The 18667-nt window shown below is 71.2% G+C and carries 18 protein-coding genes; 7 read left to right on the top strand and 11 right to left on the bottom strand.

What is annotated here, in order from left to right:
- Nucleotides 1-5: 5 nt before the first annotated feature.
- Both N8J89_RS02030 and N8J89_RS02025 read left to right on the top strand, forming a co-directional pair.
- The gene (locus tag N8J89_RS02030; protein WP_283662662.1) at nucleotides 6-569 is read left to right on the top strand and encodes a GNAT family N-acetyltransferase; all 564 of its coding nucleotides are present in this window, start codon (nucleotides 6-8) and stop codon (nucleotides 567-569) included.
- Nucleotides 547-2028 carry a hypothetical protein gene (locus tag N8J89_RS02025; protein ID WP_283662661.1) on the top strand — a complete coding sequence of 494 codons (1482 nt, stop codon included), beginning with the start codon at nucleotides 547-549 and terminating at the stop codon, nucleotides 2026-2028. Before N8J89_RS02030 ends, N8J89_RS02025 begins: the two co-directional genes overlap by 23 nt.
- Here N8J89_RS02025 and N8J89_RS02020 read toward each other — a convergent pair.
- From N8J89_RS02020 to N8J89_RS01995, 6 genes are all read right to left on the bottom strand, one after another.
- A complete protein-coding gene (locus N8J89_RS02020; protein WP_283662660.1) occupies nucleotides 2021-4771 on the bottom strand; it encodes an SGNH hydrolase domain-containing protein in 2751 nt (916 codons plus the stop codon). The genes N8J89_RS02025 and N8J89_RS02020 overlap by 8 nt on opposite strands.
- Nucleotides 4771-6477 (bottom strand): glycosyltransferase family 2 protein, encoded by a 1707-nt coding sequence (locus tag N8J89_RS02015; RefSeq protein ID WP_283662659.1) that lies wholly within the window; start codon nucleotides 6475-6477, stop codon nucleotides 4771-4773. The genes N8J89_RS02020 and N8J89_RS02015 overlap by 1 nt, the downstream gene beginning before the upstream one ends.
- Nucleotides 6478-6668: 191 nt before the next feature.
- Nucleotides 6669-8105 carry an MBOAT family O-acyltransferase gene (locus N8J89_RS02010; protein WP_283662658.1) on the bottom strand — a complete coding sequence of 479 codons (1437 nt, stop codon included), beginning with the start codon at nucleotides 8103-8105 and terminating at the stop codon, nucleotides 6669-6671.
- Between the two features lie 59 nt (nucleotides 8106-8164).
- On the bottom strand, nucleotides 8165-9130 hold the full coding sequence (rlmB, locus tag N8J89_RS02005) for a 23S rRNA (guanosine(2251)-2'-O)-methyltransferase RlmB (protein WP_283662657.1): 966 nt from the start codon (nucleotides 9128-9130) through the stop codon (nucleotides 8165-8167).
- A 4-nt stretch (nucleotides 9131-9134) separates the two neighbouring features.
- Entirely contained in the window at nucleotides 9135-10526 is a 1392-nt protein-coding gene (cysS, locus tag N8J89_RS02000) for a cysteine--tRNA ligase (protein WP_283662656.1), read from the bottom strand.
- Between the two features lie 83 nt (nucleotides 10527-10609).
- Nucleotides 10610-11281: an HAD family hydrolase gene (locus N8J89_RS01995; protein ID WP_283662655.1), complete on the bottom strand. Its 672-nt coding sequence runs from the start codon at nucleotides 11279-11281 to the stop codon at nucleotides 10610-10612.
- 102 nt (nucleotides 11282-11383) lie between these two features.
- On the opposite strand from N8J89_RS01995, the gene N8J89_RS01990 reads away from it, so the two are divergent.
- Entirely contained in the window at nucleotides 11384-11524 is a 141-nt protein-coding gene (locus N8J89_RS01990; RefSeq protein WP_283662654.1) for a hypothetical protein, read from the top strand.
- On the opposite strand, the gene N8J89_RS01985 is transcribed toward N8J89_RS01990, so the two are convergent.
- Nucleotides 11467-12789, bottom strand: a complete 1323-nt coding sequence (locus N8J89_RS01985) for an MFS transporter (RefSeq protein ID WP_349497437.1) — start codon at nucleotides 12787-12789, stop codon at nucleotides 11467-11469. The genes N8J89_RS01990 and N8J89_RS01985 overlap by 58 nt on opposite strands.
- A 182-nt stretch (nucleotides 12790-12971) precedes the next feature.
- Between N8J89_RS01985 and N8J89_RS01980 the strand changes: the two genes are divergently transcribed.
- A complete protein-coding gene (locus N8J89_RS01980) occupies nucleotides 12972-13319 on the top strand; it encodes a hypothetical protein (protein WP_283662653.1) in 348 nt (115 codons plus the stop codon).
- Nucleotides 13320-13368: 49 nt separating this feature from the next.
- On the opposite strand, the gene N8J89_RS01975 is transcribed toward N8J89_RS01980, so the two are convergent.
- Complete coding sequence (locus N8J89_RS01975; RefSeq protein WP_283662652.1) at nucleotides 13369-13746, bottom strand: VOC family protein; 378 nt, start codon at nucleotides 13744-13746, stop codon at nucleotides 13369-13371.
- Nucleotides 13747-14034: 288 nt separating this feature from the next.
- On the opposite strand from N8J89_RS01975, the gene N8J89_RS01970 reads away from it, so the two are divergent.
- Complete coding sequence (locus N8J89_RS01970; RefSeq protein WP_283662651.1) at nucleotides 14035-14277, top strand: hypothetical protein; 243 nt, start codon at nucleotides 14035-14037, stop codon at nucleotides 14275-14277.
- 76 nt (nucleotides 14278-14353) lie between these two features.
- Here the strand turns inward: N8J89_RS01970 and ispF are convergent, their stop codons facing one another.
- The 3 genes from ispF to N8J89_RS01955 are packed head-to-tail and all read right to left on the bottom strand — an operon-like array spanning nucleotide 14354 to nucleotide 16054.
- On the bottom strand, nucleotides 14354-14827 hold the full coding sequence (ispF, locus tag N8J89_RS01965) for a 2-C-methyl-D-erythritol 2,4-cyclodiphosphate synthase (RefSeq protein ID WP_283662650.1): 474 nt from the start codon (nucleotides 14825-14827) through the stop codon (nucleotides 14354-14356).
- A complete protein-coding gene (gene ispD, locus N8J89_RS01960) occupies nucleotides 14824-15537 on the bottom strand; it encodes a 2-C-methyl-D-erythritol 4-phosphate cytidylyltransferase (RefSeq protein WP_283662649.1) in 714 nt (237 codons plus the stop codon). The genes ispF and ispD overlap by 4 nt, the downstream gene beginning before the upstream one ends.
- Nucleotides 15538-15565: 28 nt before the next feature.
- Entirely contained in the window at nucleotides 15566-16054 is a 489-nt protein-coding gene (locus N8J89_RS01955; RefSeq protein WP_065915127.1) for a CarD family transcriptional regulator, read from the bottom strand.
- A 342-nt stretch (nucleotides 16055-16396) separates the two neighbouring features.
- Here N8J89_RS01955 and N8J89_RS01950 point away from each other — a divergent pair, with 342 nt between their 5' ends.
- Nucleotides 16397-17104, top strand: a complete 708-nt coding sequence (locus N8J89_RS01950) for a copper chaperone PCu(A)C domain-containing protein (RefSeq protein ID WP_283662648.1) — start codon at nucleotides 16397-16399, stop codon at nucleotides 17102-17104.
- Nucleotides 17105-17141: 37 nt separating this feature from the next.
- Nucleotides 17142-18518, top strand: a complete 1377-nt coding sequence (radA, locus tag N8J89_RS01945) for a DNA repair protein RadA (RefSeq protein ID WP_283662647.1) — start codon at nucleotides 17142-17144, stop codon at nucleotides 18516-18518.
- Nucleotides 18519-18667 lie beyond the last annotated feature (149 nt).

The raw sequence follows: 18667 nt of genomic DNA, 5'->3' as shown, positions 1-18667 counted from the left end.
GCGCCATGCTGCATGGGGAGAAGATCCTGCTCAGGCCCTGCACCAAGGACGACGCCGCGGTGCTCTACGCCGAGCAGCGCGCGGACGTCTCCGGCTTCATGCTCAGCTCCTCCGCGCCCTGGTTCCCGGTGCCGCTGGAGACCGTGCTGGAGGGCTGGGAGCCGGTCAACGACCACTACTCCAAGCCGCTGCCCAAGTCGGCCACCTTCGCCATCGAGCACGAGGGCGAACTGGCCGGGTCGGTCACGCTCTGGGGCATCGACTACCACCACCGCAACGCCGAGATCGGCATCGGGCTGCGCGAGTCCTTCCGGGGCAAGGGCCTGTCCATCGACGCGCTCAAGGTGGTCTGCCACTACGCCTTCTACGTGCTCGGGCTGCACCGGGTCCGGCTGGTCACCGGGGCGCGCAACGTGCCGATGCAGAAGGCGGCGCTGGCGGCCGGTTTCACCGAGGAGGGGCGGCACCGCGAGGCGTGGTGGGAAGGGGACGGGTTCGCCGACGACGTGCACTACGGTCTGCTTGACCACGAATGGCGGACCCTCAGTGCCCAACAACGAGTTCGGTGACTTCCAGACCCCGCTGAACCTGGCCCGCGCGGTGGTGGCGACCCTGCCGCCGCGGGACTACCGCAAGGTGCTGGAACCGACCTGCGGCACCGGCGCCTTCCTCCAGGCCGCGGCCGAACTCGGTGTGCCGCAACGGATCGGGGTGGAGATCCAGCCCGCGCACGCGGAGCTGGCCGCCGCGCACGGCGAGGTCCGGCAGCAGTGCGTGTTCGGCCTCGACCTCGGCGCGGACCTGCCGTGGGCGGCCGGGGGCGAACTGCTGGTGCTGGGCAACCCGCCGTGGGTGACCATGGCCGACCTGACCCGGTTCGGCTCGGCGAACGTGCCGGTGAAGTCCAACGTGCGCAACCGGCCCGGCATGGCCGCGCGCACCGGCGAGTCCAACTTCGACGTGGCCGAGTACATCTGGCAGAAGCTGCTCACCGAGCTGCGCGGGCACCGGCCGACCATCGCCATGCTGTGCAAGACCCAGGTGGCCCGCAACCTGCTCGGTTTCTGCGCCGAGCACGGGATCCCGCTGGCCGGGGCCACCCTGCGGCTGATCGACTCGCACCGCTGGTTCGGGGCCAACGTGGACGCCGGTCTGCTCACTATCCACATTGGACAGACGGTTGGCGGGTACACCTGCGCGCTCTACGAGTCCCTCGACGCGGCAACGCCTTCGCGGCACTTCGGCCTGGTCGGCGGCAAGCTGGTGGCCGATGTGGAGTCATACACCCGCACCGCCGAGGCGGACGGTTCCGCGCCGCTGGAGTGGCGGCAGGGCGTCAAGCACGACGCCACCGCGGTGATGGAACTGCCCGCGGACACCCAGGCCCGGATCGAGGAAGAGCACCTCTACCCACTGCTGAAGAGCTCGGACCTGTTCCACGGCAACACCACCACCGCCCGGCGCAGGCTGGTGCTGCCGCAGCGCTGCCTCGGCCAGGACACCACCGAGCTGGCCGGGACCGCGCCGGAGCTGTGGGCCTACCTCCAGGAGCACGCGGCGGCGCTGGACGGCCGCCGCTCCGCGATCTACCGCGCCCGGCCCCGGTTCAGCGTGTTCGGCATCGGCGACTACACCTTCGCGCCGTACAAGGTGGCTGTGTCGGGCATGTACAAGAAGGCCGAGTTCCGGCTGCTCGCCCCGATCGAGGGCAGGCCGGTCACCCTGGACGACACCTGCTACTTCCTCTCCAGCGCCGACCTGGCCGAGGCCGCGGTGCTCACCGCGCTGCTGCGCGGCCCGACCACCGCGACCCTGTTGTCCGCGCTGGTGTTCTGGGACGCCAAGCGCCCGATCACCAAGAAGCTGCTGCAACGCGTCGACCTGGCCCGTCTGCTCGGCACCGCCGACCACCGGGCGCTGGCCGAGTCCGCGGCCAAGCTGACCGTCGAACTGCCCGAGCAGATCACCCCGGCCCAGGCCCAGCGGGCCGTCGAGTCGCTGACGGCCCGCTGGGACGCGCTCAGCTGACCGAGACGGTCACCGAGTCCACCAGCATCGGCCGTCCGGAGGCGGTGGAGCCGTTGGGGTCCCCGGCCAGGCGGCCGCCGATGGCCACGTTGAGGATCAGGAAGAAGCCGTGGCCGGTGGCCTGCCGCCAGACTTGCTCCCCCACCCTGTCCCTGCCGAGTGCGAAGGTCTGCTTCCCGTCCAGGTACCAGCGGATCTCGCCCTTGCCCTGGTCCAGCTCGACCGCGTACTCGCGGAACTCCCGCTGACAGCCCACGCAGGTCTGCTCCCCGCTGCCCAGTCCGACCGGCTCCTGGCAAGGACCACCGGTGGCGGTGCCGCAGTGGAAGGTGCCGAACACCGACTCGCGGCCGTTGAGCGACTCCACCACGTCGATCTCGCCCGCTGCCGGCCAGCCACTGCCGTTCCGCCGCACCGCGTCGCCGAGCAGCCAGAACGCGGGCCAGTACCCCGCGCCGTCGGCCTGCCCGACCTCGGGCAGCTTGATCGAGGCGGCCACCCGCAGCACCCCGCCGGCCGGCGCGCGGAAGTCGGTGCTGCGCGACTCCAGCCGACCCGAGGTCCACCCGGCCTCGGTGCGGATCGGCGTGATGGCCAACTGCCCCTTGCCGTTCTGCCGCACGTTGTCGCTGGAGTCGGTCATGGTCTCGATCTCGTCGGTGCCCCACCGGGGCGCCGGGCAGCCCGGGTAACAGGTGCCGGTGGCGTGCTGCCAGCGCCGTTCATCGGGCCGAGCGCCGTCCGGGCCGTCGAACTCCTCCCGGAACACCTGCTGCCACACCAGCGGCAGCAGTCCTTGGCGCTCCAGGGTCCGCTCCATCCGGCGGCCGAGCAGCGCGGCCGCGGTGCCGGTCAGGTGCGAGTCGTCCCGGTAGAGCAGCACCCCCTGCCGCACCGCGGGACAGGTGTCACCGGGGCAGAGCACCGGGTTCATGTCCACTGTGGACAGACCTGGTCGTCCGGCCAGTGGATCGGGTCGCAGCGCTCGCTCGCGCGGGAAGCCGCAGGCGGCCGGGTCCTCGGACACGCAGGCCGGGATGTCCTTGCCCGGCAACGGGGTGTCCCGCAGATGCACCAGCGGCGCGCCGGTGGCGGCCAGCCGGTCCAGGCTGCGCGCCCATGCCTCCTTGAGCAGCTCCTGATCCGCGGTGTACTGGTTGAGCGAGGCGAGGAACACCAGCTTCGGCTTGCTACCGGCCACCTGGGCCAGGGTGTCCCGCCGCCAGGTGTCGCACTCGGTGTAGGCCCGGCCCAGGGTCGGGTTGTACACGGTGAGGTCGGGCAGCGGACAGCCCTGCTTGACCCGCACCCGCACCGCCCACCCGCGCCGCTGCGCCAGCTGCCGCACGGCCGGGAACCACTGGCTGGCATGGGAGTCCCCGATCAGCAGCACCTGCTCGGCGGCCGGATCGCCGAAGACGCACTCCGGGCCGGTCAGCTCGGCCGGGAACAGCTCGCAGCCCGGCACCGGCGGCAGGTCCGCCCGCGCCCGGTCCACCGGCGGGGTCAGGCCGGGGGCAGGACTGGTGAGCAGGTCGGGGCCGTCCGCGGCGGCCAGCGGCAGGGTCGCGGACAGCTCGGTCACCCCGCCGCCCATCATCCGCTGGGCCGCGCTGCCGGTCACCAGCCCGGCGGCCACCGGCAGCAGCACCGCGGTCACGCCGATGGCCAGCCCGCGCACCGGCAGCGCGGAGATGGTCCGGGAGAACCGCACCGGCCGCTCCACCAGCCGCGCGGTCAGCCAGGCAGGCGCGGCCGCGCCGAGCACCAGCGCCAGCTTCACCGGCCAGGCCAGCTGCCCGGACACCGCCTCAGCGAAGACCAGCACCGGCCAGTGCCACAGGTACCAGGCGAAGGACAGCCGTCCCATCGCGCGCATCGGCCCGGTGCTGAGGAACCCGGCGAAACCCTTGCCGGGAGCCAGGATCACCGCCACCGTGCCGAGCACCGGCACCAGCGCGACCACGCCGGGGAACGCGGTCGCCGAGCTGAACACCACGGTGGACCAGCCGATCGCGGCCGCGCCGAGCCAGCCGAGCACCCAGCGCGCCGCCACCGGCAGCCGCAGCCAGGGCGCGGCGACCGCGGCCAGCGCGCCGAGCCCGAACTCCCAGGCCCGGGTCGGCGAACCCAGGTATGCCAACGGTTCCGAGCTCGCCGTCCAGCGCACCGAGAGCAGCAGCGAGCCGATGCTCAGCAGCGCCACCACTCCGGCCACCAGCGGCACCACCGAGCGGCCCAGCCTGCGGGCCAGCACCGCGATGCCGAGCAACAGCGGCGCCCACACCAGGTAGAACTGCTCCTCCACGCCCAGCGACCAGAAGTGCAGCACCGGCGAGTGGTCGCGGGCCGCGGCCAGGTAGTCGGTCTGGTTGGCCACGAACCGCCAGTTCGCCACGTTCAGCGCGCCCGCGAGCACGTCGTAGGCGATGTCCTTGGCCCGCAACGGCGGCAGCAGCAGCCAGCTGAGGAAGGCGATGACCACCAGCACCACCCCGGCCGAGGGCAGGATGCGCCGGGCCCGGCGGGCGTAGAACTCCTTGAGCGAGAAGGTCCCCTTGGTGGCCAGGTCGCCGAGCAGCAGCCCGGTGATCAGGAACCCGGAGATGACGAAGAAGACGTCCACGCCGACGAACCCGCCGCCGAACAGCGGCACGCCGGCGTGGAAGCCCAGCACGGTCAGCACGGCCACCGCGCGCAGGCCCTCGATGTCGGCCCGGCGGCCGGGGCGGTAGTCCGGCATCACAGCACCCCGTCCACCAGCCCGGAGGCGAGCAGGCCGACCACGCCCAGCGCCACCGTGATCGCCAGCAGCTCCGGCCAGCTCCGCCGCGCGGCCGTTGCCGCCCAACGGTTTCCCGCTCCGATCTCGCGCTTCTCCTGCCGCCACAACGAGTTGGCCAGGTCGATCAGCAGCGGCACGCTCAGGTAGCCCTGCACCAGCAGGTACCCGGCCAGCGCCCAGTAGTTCGCGATCCCGTGCGCGAGAACCCCTGCGCCAAAAGCGATCCAGCCCGCCAGCGTGGTCACCCCGAGCCAGCCTGCCGCGAGCAGGCTCACCTTCCGCGCCAGCCCACCCCGGCCCTGGCTCACGCCGGTCGGCACCCAGTTCGCGCCGCGCCCGCGCAGCGTGTGCCAGACCGCGGCCGCGCTGGCGAACCCGACCAGCTGGTGCGCCCGGATCACCTGCATGCTCCACCGGGTGCGGGACACCGCGGGGATCAGCACCAGCCAGGTCCACACCGGCAGCAGGAACGGCAGCATCTGCCACGGCCGCACCTCCGCCGGCGCGAACACCAGCATCAGCAACGGCGGCAGCGGCGCGGCGAAGACGTTCACCGCGGCCAGCAGGTAGCTCACCACGCCGTTCCAGTACGACAGCAACAGCCGGTGCCCGGCCCCGACCCGGACCACCTCGGGCGCGGTCAGCAGGTGCAGGTTGCCCATCGCCCAGCGGTACTGCTGGCTGACGAACGCGGGCACGGTGTCCGGTGACATCCCCTTGGCCAGCAACAGCGGCAGGTACTGGGTGCGGTAACCGCGGCCGAGCAGCGCCAGCCCGGTGTACATGTCCTCGCTGTGGTCCAGCTTGGCGAACCCGCCGATCCGCTCGATCGCCGCCCGCCGGTACATCGCGTTGCTGCCACAGCAGATCGCCGCGTCATTGGCGTCCCTGGACGGCTGGATCCAGCGGAAGAACCACTCCTGCGCCGCACCCGCGGCCCGCTGCAGCCAGTTCATCGAGGCGTCGGTGGCGAAGCACTGCGGCGTCTGCACGATGCCGACGCCCGCGTCCTCGAAGTAGGGCGCCAGGTGCACCAGCATGTCCGGCCGGGGGCAGAAGTCCGCGTCCAGGATGACGATCAGCGCACCGGTGGAGACGGTCAGCGCGTGGTTGAGGTTCCCGGCCTTCTTCAGGTGCCCGCGGTCCGGCCGCACCACGTAGTCGAACCCGAACTCCGCGGCCAGCTCCCGCACCTCCTCCCGAGCACCGTCGTCCAGCACCCAGATCCGCAACCGCCCGTCCCAGCCCAGCCGCGCCACGTGCTGGTAGGCATTGCGCAGCACCGCGAGCGGCTCACCACAGGTCGGCAGGAACACGTCCACGCCGGGCAGCACCTCCGGCCGCCACACCCGCACCAGCAGGTCGTGCTGCTCCCTGCTCACCCGGCGCGGATACCTGTTGTCCAGCAACGACATCAGGATGCCGGCCACGTTGAGCGCGAGCACCAGCAGGAACACCCACAGCCACGGCGTGCGGGCGGAGAACTGGAACAGGGTGACCGCGGTGAACACGAACGACAACGAGGAGACCACCAGCACCCACCGCCGCTGCGGCCCGAAGTACCAGTACACCTCCTCGTCGCCAGGCGGCCGCGGCAGGTGCGCGACGGGGTCGGGAAGCGGATCGGCGACTGGGGGAACGGGCACGAGGGTGCTCTGCGACATGGTCACTTCCGAGGCGACGGCGGCGGATCCGATGGGATCCAGCGCCGAATGGTATAGACCATTGAACGATTCAGCACAGTTGCCAACGTTGCTCGTGGCAGAGGTCACCAGGGCTCTGACCTGCACTCACCTGATCAGCGCAAGTAACGGGCCGGATCCGGACAGCGCGCGGTGTTCCCGCTCACGCCCGCTCAGAACTGGTAGTACAGGAAGGGTGAGAAGGTGCCGGTGGCGACCAGGATCGCGGAGTAGGCCAGGCCGACGGTCATCACGGTCATCCGCAGCGCGGTGGCCGGGGGCGTGCGGACCGACTCCAGGTACGGGCCCGCGGGCTGGGCGGGCAGGAAGATGATCAGCAGCGCGAGCAGCAGCAGGATCAGGCGCTGGTTGGTCAGGGCGGCCGCGACGCTGTCGGTGAGCCCGCTGAAGTCGGGCAGGAACATGTTGCCCAGCATGGTGAACGCGTTGCCCAGGTTGCTCGACTTGAAGAACACCCAGCCGATGATCACCAGCAGCAGGGTCAGCGCGCGGCGGCCGAGGTAGGACCCGGTGGTCGCCGGCGGGCGGTCCCAGCGTCGGGCGCGCTCGATCACCAGCAGCACGCCGTGGTAGATGCCCCACACCAGGTAGGTCCAGTTCGCGCCGTGCCAGAAACCGGTCAGCACGAACACGATGGCCAGGTTGCGGTAGGTCTTGCCGGTGCCGTGCCGGTTGCCGCCCAGCGGGATGTAGACGTAGTCGCGGAACCACCGGGACAGCGACATGTGCCAGCGGCGCCAGAACTCGGTCACGGTCACCGAGGAGTACGGGCGGGCGAAGTTCTCCGGCAGCCGGAAGCCGAGCATGCGGCCCAGACCGATGGCCATGTCGGAGTAGCCGGAGAAGTCGAAGTAGAGCTGAAGCGTGAAGCCGAGCGCGCCCAGCCAGGCCACCGCGAAGGTCATCTTGTCCGGCGGGGTGGCGAAGCAGGCGTCCACCATCGGCGCCAGCGAGTCCGCGATCACGACCTTCTTGGTCAGGCCGAGGGCGAAGCGCGGGAAGCCGCTGGCGATGTCGTCCAGCCGGTGCGAGCGCAGCTGCGGGAGCTGGTCGGAGATCTCCCGGTAGCGCACGATCGGGCCCGCGGCCAGCTGCGGGAACATCGCGATGTAGGTGACGAAGGAGACCGGGTTGCGCAGCGCGGGCCGCTCACCGCGGTAGATGTCCACCACGTAGGAGATGTGGTGGAAGGTGAAGAAGGAGATGCCGATCACCAGCGCCAGGTGGGTCACCGGGAAGTCGCCGCCGAAGAGCCCGGCGATCGCGTCCAGCTGCTCGGTGGCGAAGCCGAGGTACTTCCACACCAGCAGGATCGCCACGTCGAAGCAGATCACGCCGATCAGCAGCTGCCTGCGCCGCTTGGCCACCGGCTCCGGCTCGAACTCCTTGGGCTCCAGGTGCGGCCCGGCCAGGAAGTTGACCACGATGCAGGTCAGCAGCAGCAGCGTGGACCCGCCGGCCCCGGTGGCGTAGAAGACCAGGCTGGCGACCGCGATGACCCCGTTGCGCCAGGTCCTGGGCAGCACGAGCAGTGCCGCCAGGGTGAGCGGCATGAAGTACCACAGGAACAGCGGGCTGACGAAGGACATCTCTACCTCGGGTCACGGTCCAGCCCGCTGACCCTATCGGAGCAACCAGGTCCGGATGGTCAGATCCGGCTAGCCACCCGGCGGCGGCGCGCGACCTCGGCCAGCACCACCCCGGCGGCCACCGAGGCGTTCAGCGACTCCACCCCCGGCGCCATCGGGATGCCGATGGTGGCGTCGCAGTGCTTCTTGACCAGGTGGGACAGGCCCCGGCCCTCGGAGCCGACCACGACCACCAGCGGACCGGTGGCCAGTTCCAGCTCGTCGATGCTCATGGTGGCGTCGGCGTCCAGGCCGACCACCATCAGCCCGGCGCTGGCCCAGTCCTTGAGCGTGCGGTTGAGGTTGGTGGCGATGGCCACCGGCAGCCGGGCCGCGGTGCCCGCGCTGGTCCGCCAGGCGACCGCGGTCATGCTCGCGCTGCGCCGCTGCGGCACCACCACGCCGTGCGCGCCGAAGGCGGCCGCGGAGCGGATCACCGCACCCAGGTTGCGCGGGTCGGTCACCCCGTCCAGGGCCACCAGCAGCGGCGGCTGGCCGGAGTTGCGGCCGATCTCCAGCAGGTCGTCGGGGTGGCTGTAGCTGAACGGCGGCACCTGCAGGGACAGGCCCTGGTGCATCGCGCCGCCGGTGAGCTTGTCCAGCTCCGGCCGGGAGACCTCCAGCACCGAGACACCCCGGTCGGCGGCCATCCGCACCGCCTCGGTCACCCGCTCGTCGGTGTCGATGCCCAGCGCCACGTACAGCGCGGTGGCCGGCACGCCCGCGCGCAGGCACTCCACCACCGGGTTGCGCCCGGCCACGTACTCGGAGTTGGTCGCCTCGCCCTTGCGGCGGGCCCTGGCCTGCTCGGCCTTGGTGGCCGCGGCGGCCTTGCGCGCGGCCGGGTGGTGCGTCCGCTCGGTGGCCTTGGGCGTGGGGCCCTTGCCCTGCAAGCCCTTCTTCCGCTGGCCACCGGAGCCGACCACGGCGCCCTTCTTGGTGCCAGGATTGCGCATGGCACCTTTGCGCCTGGAGTTACCGGCCATTTCCTCAGCAGTCCTTCAATGTCCATAGTGGACCGGAGGCGGTGTCCTCTACCGCCACTCCGGCCGCGAGCAGGCGGTCGCGCAACAGGTCCGCCGTGGCGAAGTCCTTGTTCGCGCGGGCCTTCTGCCGCTCTTCCAACAGTCCCTCGACCAGCGAGGTCAGCGCGGCGCGGGAGCCTTCGTCCACAGTGGACGCGACCTCCCACCGCTCCGACAGCGGGTCGAGGCCGAGCAGGCCGGTCATCGCGCGCACCGAGGCGGCGATCTCCCTTGCCTTGTCGTCCTCACCGGCATCCAGCGCGGCATTGCCGTCGCGCACGCTGGTGTGCACCGCGGCGATGGCCGCGGGGGTGGCCAGGTCCTCGTCCATCGCGGCGACGAACTCGCCGGTCAGCCCCTCCGCGCAGACCGAGCCGGTGCGCTGCACCACCCGGCGCAGGAAGCCCTCGATCCGCCGGTACCCGGACACCGCGTCGTGCAGCGCGGGCTCGGAGTACTCGATGGTGGACCGGTAGTGCGGGGTGACCAGGTAGTAGCGCAGCTCGGGCGCGCGCACCCGCTGCAGCATCTCCGGAATGGTCACCGTGTTGCCGAGCGACTTCGACATCTTCTCGCCGCTCATGGTCACCCAGGCGTTGTGCATCCAGTACTGGGCGAAGCCGTCCCCGGCCGCCCGCGACTGCGCCTGCTCGTTCTCGTGGTGCGGGAAGACCAGGTCCACCCCGCCGCCGTGGATGTCGAACTGGGGCCCGAGGTAGGCGGTGACCATGGCCGAGCACTCCAGGTGCCAGCCGGGCCTGCCGGGGCCCCACGGCGTCGGCCAGGACGGCTCGCCGGGCTTGGCGGCCTTCCACAGCGTGAAGTCGCGCGGGTCCCGCTTGCCGGTGGCCGCGGACTCGCCCTGCTGCACCTCGTCCAGCTTCTGCCCGGACAGCGCCCCGTACTCGGGGTAGGAGGCGACCGCGAAGTAGACGTCGCCGCCGGCGGCGTAGGCGTGCCCGCGCTCGATCAGCCGCTGCATCAGCTCGATCATCTGCGGCACGTGCCCGGTGGCCCGCGGCTCGACCGAGGCGGGCAGGCAGCCCAGCGCGTCGTAGGCGGAGATGAAGGCGCGCTCGTGCGTGGCCGCCCACTCCCACCAGGGCCTGCCGTGCTCGGCGGCCTTGGCCAGGATCTTGTCGTCGATGTCGGTGACGTTGCGCACCAGCGTGACGTCGGCCCCGTCGCGGGCCAGCCAGCGGCGCAGCACGTCGAAGTTCAGCCCGCTGCGCACGTGCCCGATGTGCGGCACGCCCTGCACGGTGGCCCCACAGACGTAGATCGACGCAGCCCCAGACCGGAGCGGGTGGAATTCCCGCATGCTCCTGGTAGCGGTGTCATGAAGTCGCAGAGCCACCCGTCAAGGGTACGGGTTCGGCGGGCGTGCTATTGACCAGCCCACCCTCCGAGATTTCAGTTTCCGCCGCTCGGCCGTCTGACCTACGCCGGAAGCAGGCCGTGCGCCCGCAGCGCCGAGCGCAGCGCGTCCGGGCGATCGGCCGTGGGCAGCGGCGGCACCAGCGCGAAGGCGCAGCCGATGGCCAGCGCGCCACCGTCGGCCTCCTGGCTGTCGCCGACCATGAGCACCTCGGCCGGGTCCAGCCCGATCCGCGCGCAGGCGGTGCGGAACAGCTCGGGGTCCGGCTTGACCCGCCCCTCCACATAGGAGAGGACGTAGGTGTCGGGCAGCTCGGCCACCCCGTGCTCGGCGAAGACCGCGCGGATGTCCCAGGCGATGTTGCTCAGCACCCCGACCGGCGTGCCGGATGCCTTCAGCTCCGCGAGCACCGCGGCGGTGTCCGGGTAGGGCCGCCAGCCCGAGGGCTCCAGCAGCCGGTCGTAGATCTTGCCGGCCAGCGCGTCGTCCGAGGCGCCGATGTTGCGCAGCGCGGTGATGTGCACCTGGCGGTGCAGGTCGGGGTCGAGGTCGCGCTGTTCCCAGGCCTCGTGCAGGTCCTCGGGCAGCCAGTCCGGCCGCCCGGTGGGCGCGGTGAGCCGGCGCAGCAGCTCCGCGGCCGCGGCGTCGTCCATCAGGCCGTCCAGCCAGTCGTCCCCCAGCTCGAGGCGGAACAACGTGCCGGAGAAGTCGAAGAGCACTCCGCGAATGGTCACGGACCCGACGTTAACCCAGTGACGGAACCGTGATCACACCTTCGTGGCGAAACGAACAGCGACCAGTGCCGATCTCACCAGCGACACCAAGGAGGCCACCGGATGAACACCGTCCACAAAGGACTGACCAGGCAGCTGCTCGCCCTTGCCCTCGGCGCGCTGCTGGCCGCGGGCGCGAGCCTGGCCTACCCGGCCGCGGCCGAGCCCCCGCCCACCCCGGTGGCCGAACCGCTGGCCCGGTGAAGGTCGACGTCGCGGGTCTCCGGCAGCCCCAGCACGCACAGCAGGCTGAGCACCGCGGCCGCCGCGACGTAGATCCCCACCGCCCCCGGCCCGTAGTCCGCGGCCAGCGCGGCCGCCACCGTCGGCGCGAGCGCGCCACCGGCCACCCCACCGAGGTTGTAGGCGAAGGACGATGCGGAGTAGCGGAACCTGGTGTCGAACAGCTCGGGCAGGAACGCGCCGAGCGGACCGTAGACCAGACCCATGGCCCCCAGTGCGAGTGCCAGCGCCACGCCGGCCAGGACCACACTCCCGCTGCCCAGCAGTGGGAACAGCAGCAGCCCGGCGACCACCGAGAACAGCGTGCCGAAGATCAGCACCGGCTTGCGCCCGTAGGCGTCGGCGGCCCTGGATGCCACGATCGTGCCCACGGCGAGCGCCCAAATGGTGATGATCGAGAGCACCAGCATGGTGTTGCGCGAGTACCCCAGCGTGGTCGTGCCGTAGGAGAGCACGAAGGTGGTCGAGGTGTAGAAGAGCACGTAGCAGACCACGATCACGCCACCGCCCAGCAGCAGCCGCTTCGGCGCCTGCCGGAACATCTCCACCAGCGGCATCGAGGCCCGCTCCTGCTTCTCGACCAGCTCGGTGAACACCGGCGTCTCGGCGATCCGCAACCGCACGAACAGCCCGACCGCCACCAGCACCGCCGAGGCCAGGAACGGCACCCGCCAGCCCCACTCCCGGAACGCCACGTCGTCCAGCACCGCCGAGAGCAGCAGGAACGACCCACTCGCGGCGAAGAACCCGACCGACGGCCCCAGCTGCGGGAACGCCGCGTACCAGCCCCGCTTGCCCTGGGGCGCGTGCTCGGTGGCCAGCAGGGCGGCCCCGCCCCACTCCCCGCCGAGCCCCAGCCCCTGCAGGAACCGCAGCACCACCAGCAGCACCGGCGCCAGGATGCCGATCTGCGCCGCCCCCGGCAGCAACCCGATCGCCACGGTGGCCAGCCCCATCGTCAGCAGCGAGGCGACCAGCATCGACTTCCGCCCGACCCGGTCCCCGAAGTGCCCGAACAGCAGCGACCCCAGCGGCCGCGCGATGAAGGCCACCGCGAAGGTGGAGAACGCGGCCAGCGTGCCCACCACCGGGGACAGGTCGGGGAAGAAGGTCGAGTTGAGCACCAGCGCGGCCGCGGTGCCGTAGATGTAGAAGTCGTAGAACTCGATCGCGGTGCCGATGAAGCTGGCCACCGCGATCCGGGTCATCCCGTTCGACCTGGTCACGCGGGCAGCCTGAGCCACCGCCCGGTGATCGTCAATCCTTCGATCGACCAGTCGCCGCTGGTCACCCCATGCGGTTGTTTGGCTACCTCTGGTGAGTGACTGTGGCCCGGTGCGGATGTGCCCGCCCGGCACGTGGGAAGCCTGGACGGCAAAGATCCTGCTACCGCAAGGAGTTGGTCGCCATGCGCCGCCGCAACACCACCGCGCTGCTCGCCGGTATCGCCGCGCTGATGCTGGTCCTGCCCGGGACCGCCTTCGCGGACGATGACGAGTTCACCTACCGCTACCTCGACGAGGACGGCGACGTCCACGTGGGCTCGCTGGTCGATCCGCCGAGCTGGGAGTGCATCGAGATCCCGGAGGTCGCCGACCTGGAAGACACGTACGCGTTCCGGCCGCGCAATGACACGGACTCGACTGCCGTGGTCTTCAAGGACCACAACTGCGGCAGTTACTCCTTCTTCTCTCTGCGCCCCGATGGCGGCAAGGGTTCGGACCGGCTGAAGTTCCGCTCCGTGATCTTCAGCTAGGCGAGCTCAGGGTGCGCCCGGCCCCGCGGCGGCCGGGCGCGCCCCGCGGTCAGTGCGTGAACAGGCAGAACGGGTGGCCCACCGGGTCGAAGTAGACGCGGACGTGGTCCTGCGGCTGGAAGTCGGCCGGGGTGGCGCCCGCGGCCTCGGCGTGCGCGCAGGCGGCCGGCAGGTCGGCGACCTGGAAGTCCAAGTGGATCATCATGCCCTGGGCCGTCGGACTGGTGGGCCAGGCAGGGCGGCGGTAGTTCTGCTCGGTCTGGAAGGACAGGCCGGGGCCGCCGCCGGGTGGGCTGATCTTGACCCAGTCCGCCTCGTCCTGGACCACCTCCCAGCCGAGCAGGCGGCGGTAGAACGTGGCCAGGCTCCTGGGGTCCGGGGCGTCCAGGACGACGCCGGAGAGGGTCAGCTCGGGATGTGCGGACATTGGGCCTCCCGTGACTATGAACACGCTCCGTGTTGACTGGGGTGCCCGGTCACTGGGACTGATGAACCTCTCACTTACTGGCGGGTAAGCGGCAATCACACGGACAGTAGTTCGATCAACACGGTGTGCTGATGAACACACCGTGCGAGCTAACAGTCCGATAAAGGCTTTGGATACATCCTTCCCTGTTCAATCACGGAGCGAGACCTTCGATACGAGGGATGCTCCGAAAGAGTGGTGTGATCGGGGAAGGGGCGCGACATGGTGAACGCTCTGCTACCACTTTTCGTGATTCTGCCTGTGCTGCTGAGCATTGTGGATCTCGTGTGGCATTCGAAGAAGCTGCGCGCGAACCTGGCTCGGCGGCAGGCGCGGAAGGCCACCAGGGAGATCAGGGAACGTCGGCTACCGGCGCCGAGGGCGTGCCGGGCGGCGGCGACCGCGCGGCGGATCCAGCAAGCCAGGCTGCCGGTCAACCGAGGAGTCCTGATCACCACGCGCGCCGCGTCCGGGGCCTCCGCCGGGCTGTAGCGCGTTGAGATAACTCACACCAGCGGGAACGCCCAGCACGACCGGGTCGTTCCGCTTTCGGCTGCCCGGATTCGGCTCAGGCGCGGTGGATCAGCGCCGTGGCCACCGCGGCCACACCCTCGCCGCGACCGGTGAGGCCGAGGCCGTCGGTGGTGGTGCCGGAGACCGCGACGTCGCCGCCCGCGGCCTCGGAGAGCACCTTCTGCGCCTCGTCCCTGCGCTTGCCGATCCGCGGCGCGTTGCCGATGACCTGCACCACCGCGTTGCCCAGCTGCCAGCCGTCCTCGGCCAGCAGGTCCCGGACGTGCGCGAGCAGCTCGACCCCATGCGCGCCGGACCAGCGCGGGTCGCCGGTGCCGAAGACCGCGCCCAGGTCGCCCTTGCCCGCGGCGGAGAGCAGCGCGTCGCACAGCGCGTGCGCGGCCACATCGCCGTCGGAGTGACCGGCGCAGCCGTCCACGCCCTCCCAGAGCAGACCGGCCATCCAGCAGTCCCTGCCGGGCTCGATCGGGTGCACATCGGTGCCGACTCCGACACGCGGCGGGATCACGCCTGGCCCTCCACAGCTGGGGATCGCGCGGCCAGCAGGGCGCCGGCCACGGTGAGGTCGAACGGGGTGGTGACCTTCATCGCATCGGCGTGGCCGAGCACGGTGTGCACCGGGATGCCGATGCGCTCGACCAGGCCTGCGTCGTCTGTGGCGGCCACACCGTCGGCCAGCGCGGCCTCGTGGGCCCTGCGCAGCACGTCGACGGCGAAACCCTGGGGAGTCTGCACGGCCCGCAGCGTGGCGCGGTCCGGCGTGGCGCGAACCACACCGTCGGCGTCCACCTGCTTGATCGTGTCGGCCACCGGCAGGGCCGGGATGACCGCGGGGGCGCCTGCCCGCACGGCGGCGACCACGGAGGCGGTCAGCCCAGGCGGGGTGAAGGCGCGGGCCGCGTCGTGCACCAGCACGACCTCGGCATCGGGGACGATCTCCAGCGCGGCGTCCAAGGCCAGCTTGACCGACTCGGAACGCTCGGCGCCACCGATGACGACGTGCACCGCCGCACCGACCGAGGCCAGTGCGGCGGTCACGACGTCAACTTCGGACCGTGGTGCGGCGACGACGACCTGCTGGACACAGCCCGATCGCCACAGACCACGTACCGCGTGCACCAATAACGGCTCGCCGCCGACTTCGACGAGGGCCTTCGGCACACCGGCACCGAGCCGCTCACCTCGCCCGGCAGCGGGCACGAGCGCGACAACACTCATGGCAGCGGCGGTGTCTTCTCTCGACTTGTCAGGAGGCGGTGGCGAGGACTTCGTCGAGGAGAACCTCGGCCTTGTCCTCGTCAGTGCCTTCGGCCAGGGCCAGCTCGCTCACCAGTATTTGCCGAGCCTTGGCCAACATGCGCTTCTCACCAGCGGACAGGCCGCGGTCCTTCTCCCGTCGCCAGAGATCGCGCACCACTTCGGCAACCTTGTTCACATCGCCGGAGGCGAGCTTCTCGAGGTTGGCCTTGTACCGCCGAGACCAGTTGGTGGGTTCTTCGGTGTGCGGAGCACGCAGCACCTCGAAGACCCGATCCAGACCTTCCTGACCGACAACGTCCCGCACGCCGACGATCTCGGCGTTGTCCGCGGGCACCCGGACGGTGAGGTCTCCTTGCGCGACCTTGAGGACGAGGTACTTCTTCTCCTCGCCCTTGATCACGCGGGTCTCAATTGCTTCGATGAGAGCGGCACCGTGGTGCGGGTAGACGACGGTCTCTCCGACCTTGAAAACCATGTGTCCTCTGCCCCTTTCGCTGCCCCCATCCTAACACGTCCGGCCATCTCCGCTCGACCCCCCGGCGATCTGTAAGCGCAGGTCAGCGGCCACGGGAGGGGTTGACAAACCGGCGCGGAACATGCTTCCCCCGGTCAGCGCGGGGCAAGGCCGGGTCCACAGTGGACTTTTGATCTCCGCGAAACTCCGGGGCACGGCGAAATGGCCTACGCCGTATTGCCGCGAACAGGTGATCATCAATACCGGCCCGGCGCGGGGCACCAGGTGCCACCCGCGCGGGCGCGCTTGGTTAGGCTGCGGCCGAGGAGTTCACCAGGTACTCCAGGGAAGGATCGGCGCACTGTGAGCCGTGTAGAGCAGAAGGCAGTCCGTGCCCGCCTGGTCCCGGCGGCGCTGGGCCTGGGTATCGCGCTGGCCGTGACCGGCTGTGGCGCTGGCATGCAGTCGCAGACCGCGATCCAGGTGGCGGCGGTGAACGGGGCCAGCGGCAAGGTCGGGGCCATCGAGATCCGTGATGCCCAGTTCGCCTTCCCGGCGCAGCACAAGTACCCGGCCAAGAGCAACCCCTCCCTGCTGATCAGCCTGATCAACAGCGGCGCCCAGGACGACCAGTTGGTCGCCATCACCAGCGACGCGACCAGCGCGCCGGCCGAGGTCAAGGGCGGCAACACCATCCCGGCCGGGTTCGTGCTGCGCGCCGAGGCCAACGAGGCCGAGCACGGCACCGCGAGCAGCGGCTCCGCCACGCCGACCAGCACCAGCGGCAGCGCCACGCCGACCTCCGGCGCCGCCACCTCGACCTCCGCCACGCCGACCTCGGCCACCTCGCCGAGCACCTCGGCCGCGGACACCAGCAAGCTCAAGGTCGGCTCGGTGATGATCACCCTGGTCGGCCTCAAGCGCGAGCTGTGGCCCGGCCAGACCATCCCGGTGACCTTCTCCTTCGCCAAGGCCGGTTCGGTCACCCTGCAGGTGCCGATCGCCGCGGACGAGAAGCCCCGCACGGCCCAGCCCACCACCGGCGGACACGGCGGCTCCGGCGGCCACTGATCCGCTGACTGTCGGACCGAGGCCCTAGGTTCGGCTCGTGTCGAAGAACGTGCGCACGGCCCGTCCCGGCTACCGCTGTGCCGAATGCGGCAACGAGGTGGCCAAGTGGGTGGGCCGCTGCCCGGAATGCCAGGCCTGGGGCACGGTCGAGGAGAAGGGCGCGGTCAAGCCCGCCCTGGCCAAGATCACCGCGGGCGCGGTGTCCGCGCCGGCCCGGCCGATCGGTGAGGTGGACATCGAGGCCGCCCGCGCGGTCTCCACCGGGGTCAGTGAGCTGGACCGGGTGCTCGGCGGCGGGGTGGTGCCCGGCGCGGTGATCCTGCTGGCCGGTGAGCCCGGTGTGGGCAAGTCCACCCTGCTGCTGGAGGTCGCGCACCGCTGGGCGGCTTCCCGGGGCAACGGGCGCTCGCTCTACATCACCGGCGAGGAGTCGGCAGGCCAGGTGCGGCTGCGCGCCGAGCGGACCGGGAACCTGCACGGCGAGATGTACCTGGCCGCCGAGGGCGAGCTGTCCGCGGTGCTGGGCCACGTGCAGGCGGTGCGGCCGGGGCTGCTGATCGTGGACTCGGTGCAGACCGTGCAGTCCGCCGCGATCGACGGCACCCCGGGCGGGGTGACCCAGGTGCGCGCGGTGGCCTCCGCGCTGATCGCGGTGGCCAAGGAGAACAACCTGCCGGTGCTGCTGGTCGGGCACGTCACCAAGGACGGCTCGATCGCCGGGCCCAGGGTGCTGGAGCACCTGGTGGACGTGGTGCTGCACTTCGAGGGCGACCGGCACTCCACCCTGCGGCTGGTCCGCGGGGTGAAGAACCGCTACGGCCCCGCCGACGAGGTGGGCTGCTTCGAGCTGCGGGACGACGGGATCATCGGCGTGGCCGACCCCTCCGGCCTGTTCCTCAACCAGCGCGAGGTCGGCGTGCCGGGCACCGCGGTGACGGTGATCGTGGAGGGCAAGCGGCCGCTGCTGGGCGAGGTGCAGGCGCTGGTCGCGGCGACCAACCTGCCCGCGCCCCGGCGCGCGGTGAGCGGGCTGGACTCGGCGCGGGTGGCCATGGTGCTGGCCGTGCTGGAGCGGCGCGGCCGGGTACGCCTCGGCGACAAGGACGTGTTCACCGCGACCGTCGGCGGCATGCGGGTGCTGGAGCCCGCCGCGGACCTGGCGGTGGCGCTCGCGGTGGCCTCGGCCGCGCGCGACGTGGCGCTGCCGCCGACCATGATCGCGCTGGGCGAGGTCGGCCTGGCCGGTGAGGTGCGGCGGGTGGCCGGGGCCGGTCGGCGGCTGGCCGAGGCGGCCAGGATGGGCTTCACGCACGCGCTGGTGCCGCCGGACTCCGGGCCGCTGCCCGCGGAGATCAAGGCGACCGTGGTGCCCGACCTGGGTTCCGCGCTGCGGGAGCTGCGTTCCGAGGGCTGAGAACGTGGAAAGGCCCGCACACCCCCGAGCGGTGTGCGGGCCCTCTTCCAGCAAGCACGGCCTGGACCCCGAATCCCGGCCGGCCACAACACTTGATTGCGTCCACTAACTCGATGGCCAAGTGAACGCGATAACAATACCCCCTCCCC

This window comes from Crossiella sp. CA-258035 (genome assembly GCF_030064675.1).
Lineage (GTDB): Bacteria > Actinomycetota > Actinomycetes > Mycobacteriales > Pseudonocardiaceae > Crossiella.
This window is presented reverse-complemented; position numbering and strand designations above follow the sequence as displayed.

Excerpts from the sequence above, each read along its gene's own strand:
- N8J89_RS02030 (WP_283662662.1), top strand. The coding sequence starts at position 6 with ATGCTGCATGGGGAGAAGATCCTGCTCAGGCCCTGCACCAAGGACGAC.
- N8J89_RS02020 (WP_283662660.1), bottom strand. The coding sequence starts at position 4,771 with ATGCCGGACTACCGCCCCGGCCGCCGGGCCGACATCGAGGGCCTGCGC.
- N8J89_RS02015 (WP_283662659.1), bottom strand. The coding sequence starts at position 6,477 with ATGTCGCAGAGCACCCTCGTGCCCGTTCCCCCAGTCGCCGATCCGCTT.
- N8J89_RS02010 (WP_283662658.1), bottom strand. The coding sequence starts at position 8,105 with ATGTCCTTCGTCAGCCCGCTGTTCCTGTGGTACTTCATGCCGCTCACC.
- rlmB (WP_283662657.1), bottom strand. The coding sequence starts at position 9,130 with ATGGCCGGTAACTCCAGGCGCAAAGGTGCCATGCGCAATCCTGGCACC.
- N8J89_RS01990 (WP_283662654.1), top strand. The coding sequence starts at position 11,384 with ATGAACACCGTCCACAAAGGACTGACCAGGCAGCTGCTCGCCCTTGCC.
- N8J89_RS01980 (WP_283662653.1), top strand. The coding sequence starts at position 12,972 with ATGCGCCGCCGCAACACCACCGCGCTGCTCGCCGGTATCGCCGCGCTG.
- N8J89_RS01975 (WP_283662652.1), bottom strand. The coding sequence starts at position 13,746 with ATGTCCGCACATCCCGAGCTGACCCTCTCCGGCGTCGTCCTGGACGCC.
- ispD (WP_283662649.1), bottom strand. The coding sequence starts at position 15,537 with ATGAGTGTTGTCGCGCTCGTGCCCGCTGCCGGGCGAGGTGAGCGGCTC.
- N8J89_RS01955 (WP_065915127.1), bottom strand. The coding sequence starts at position 16,054 with ATGGTTTTCAAGGTCGGAGAGACCGTCGTCTACCCGCACCACGGTGCC.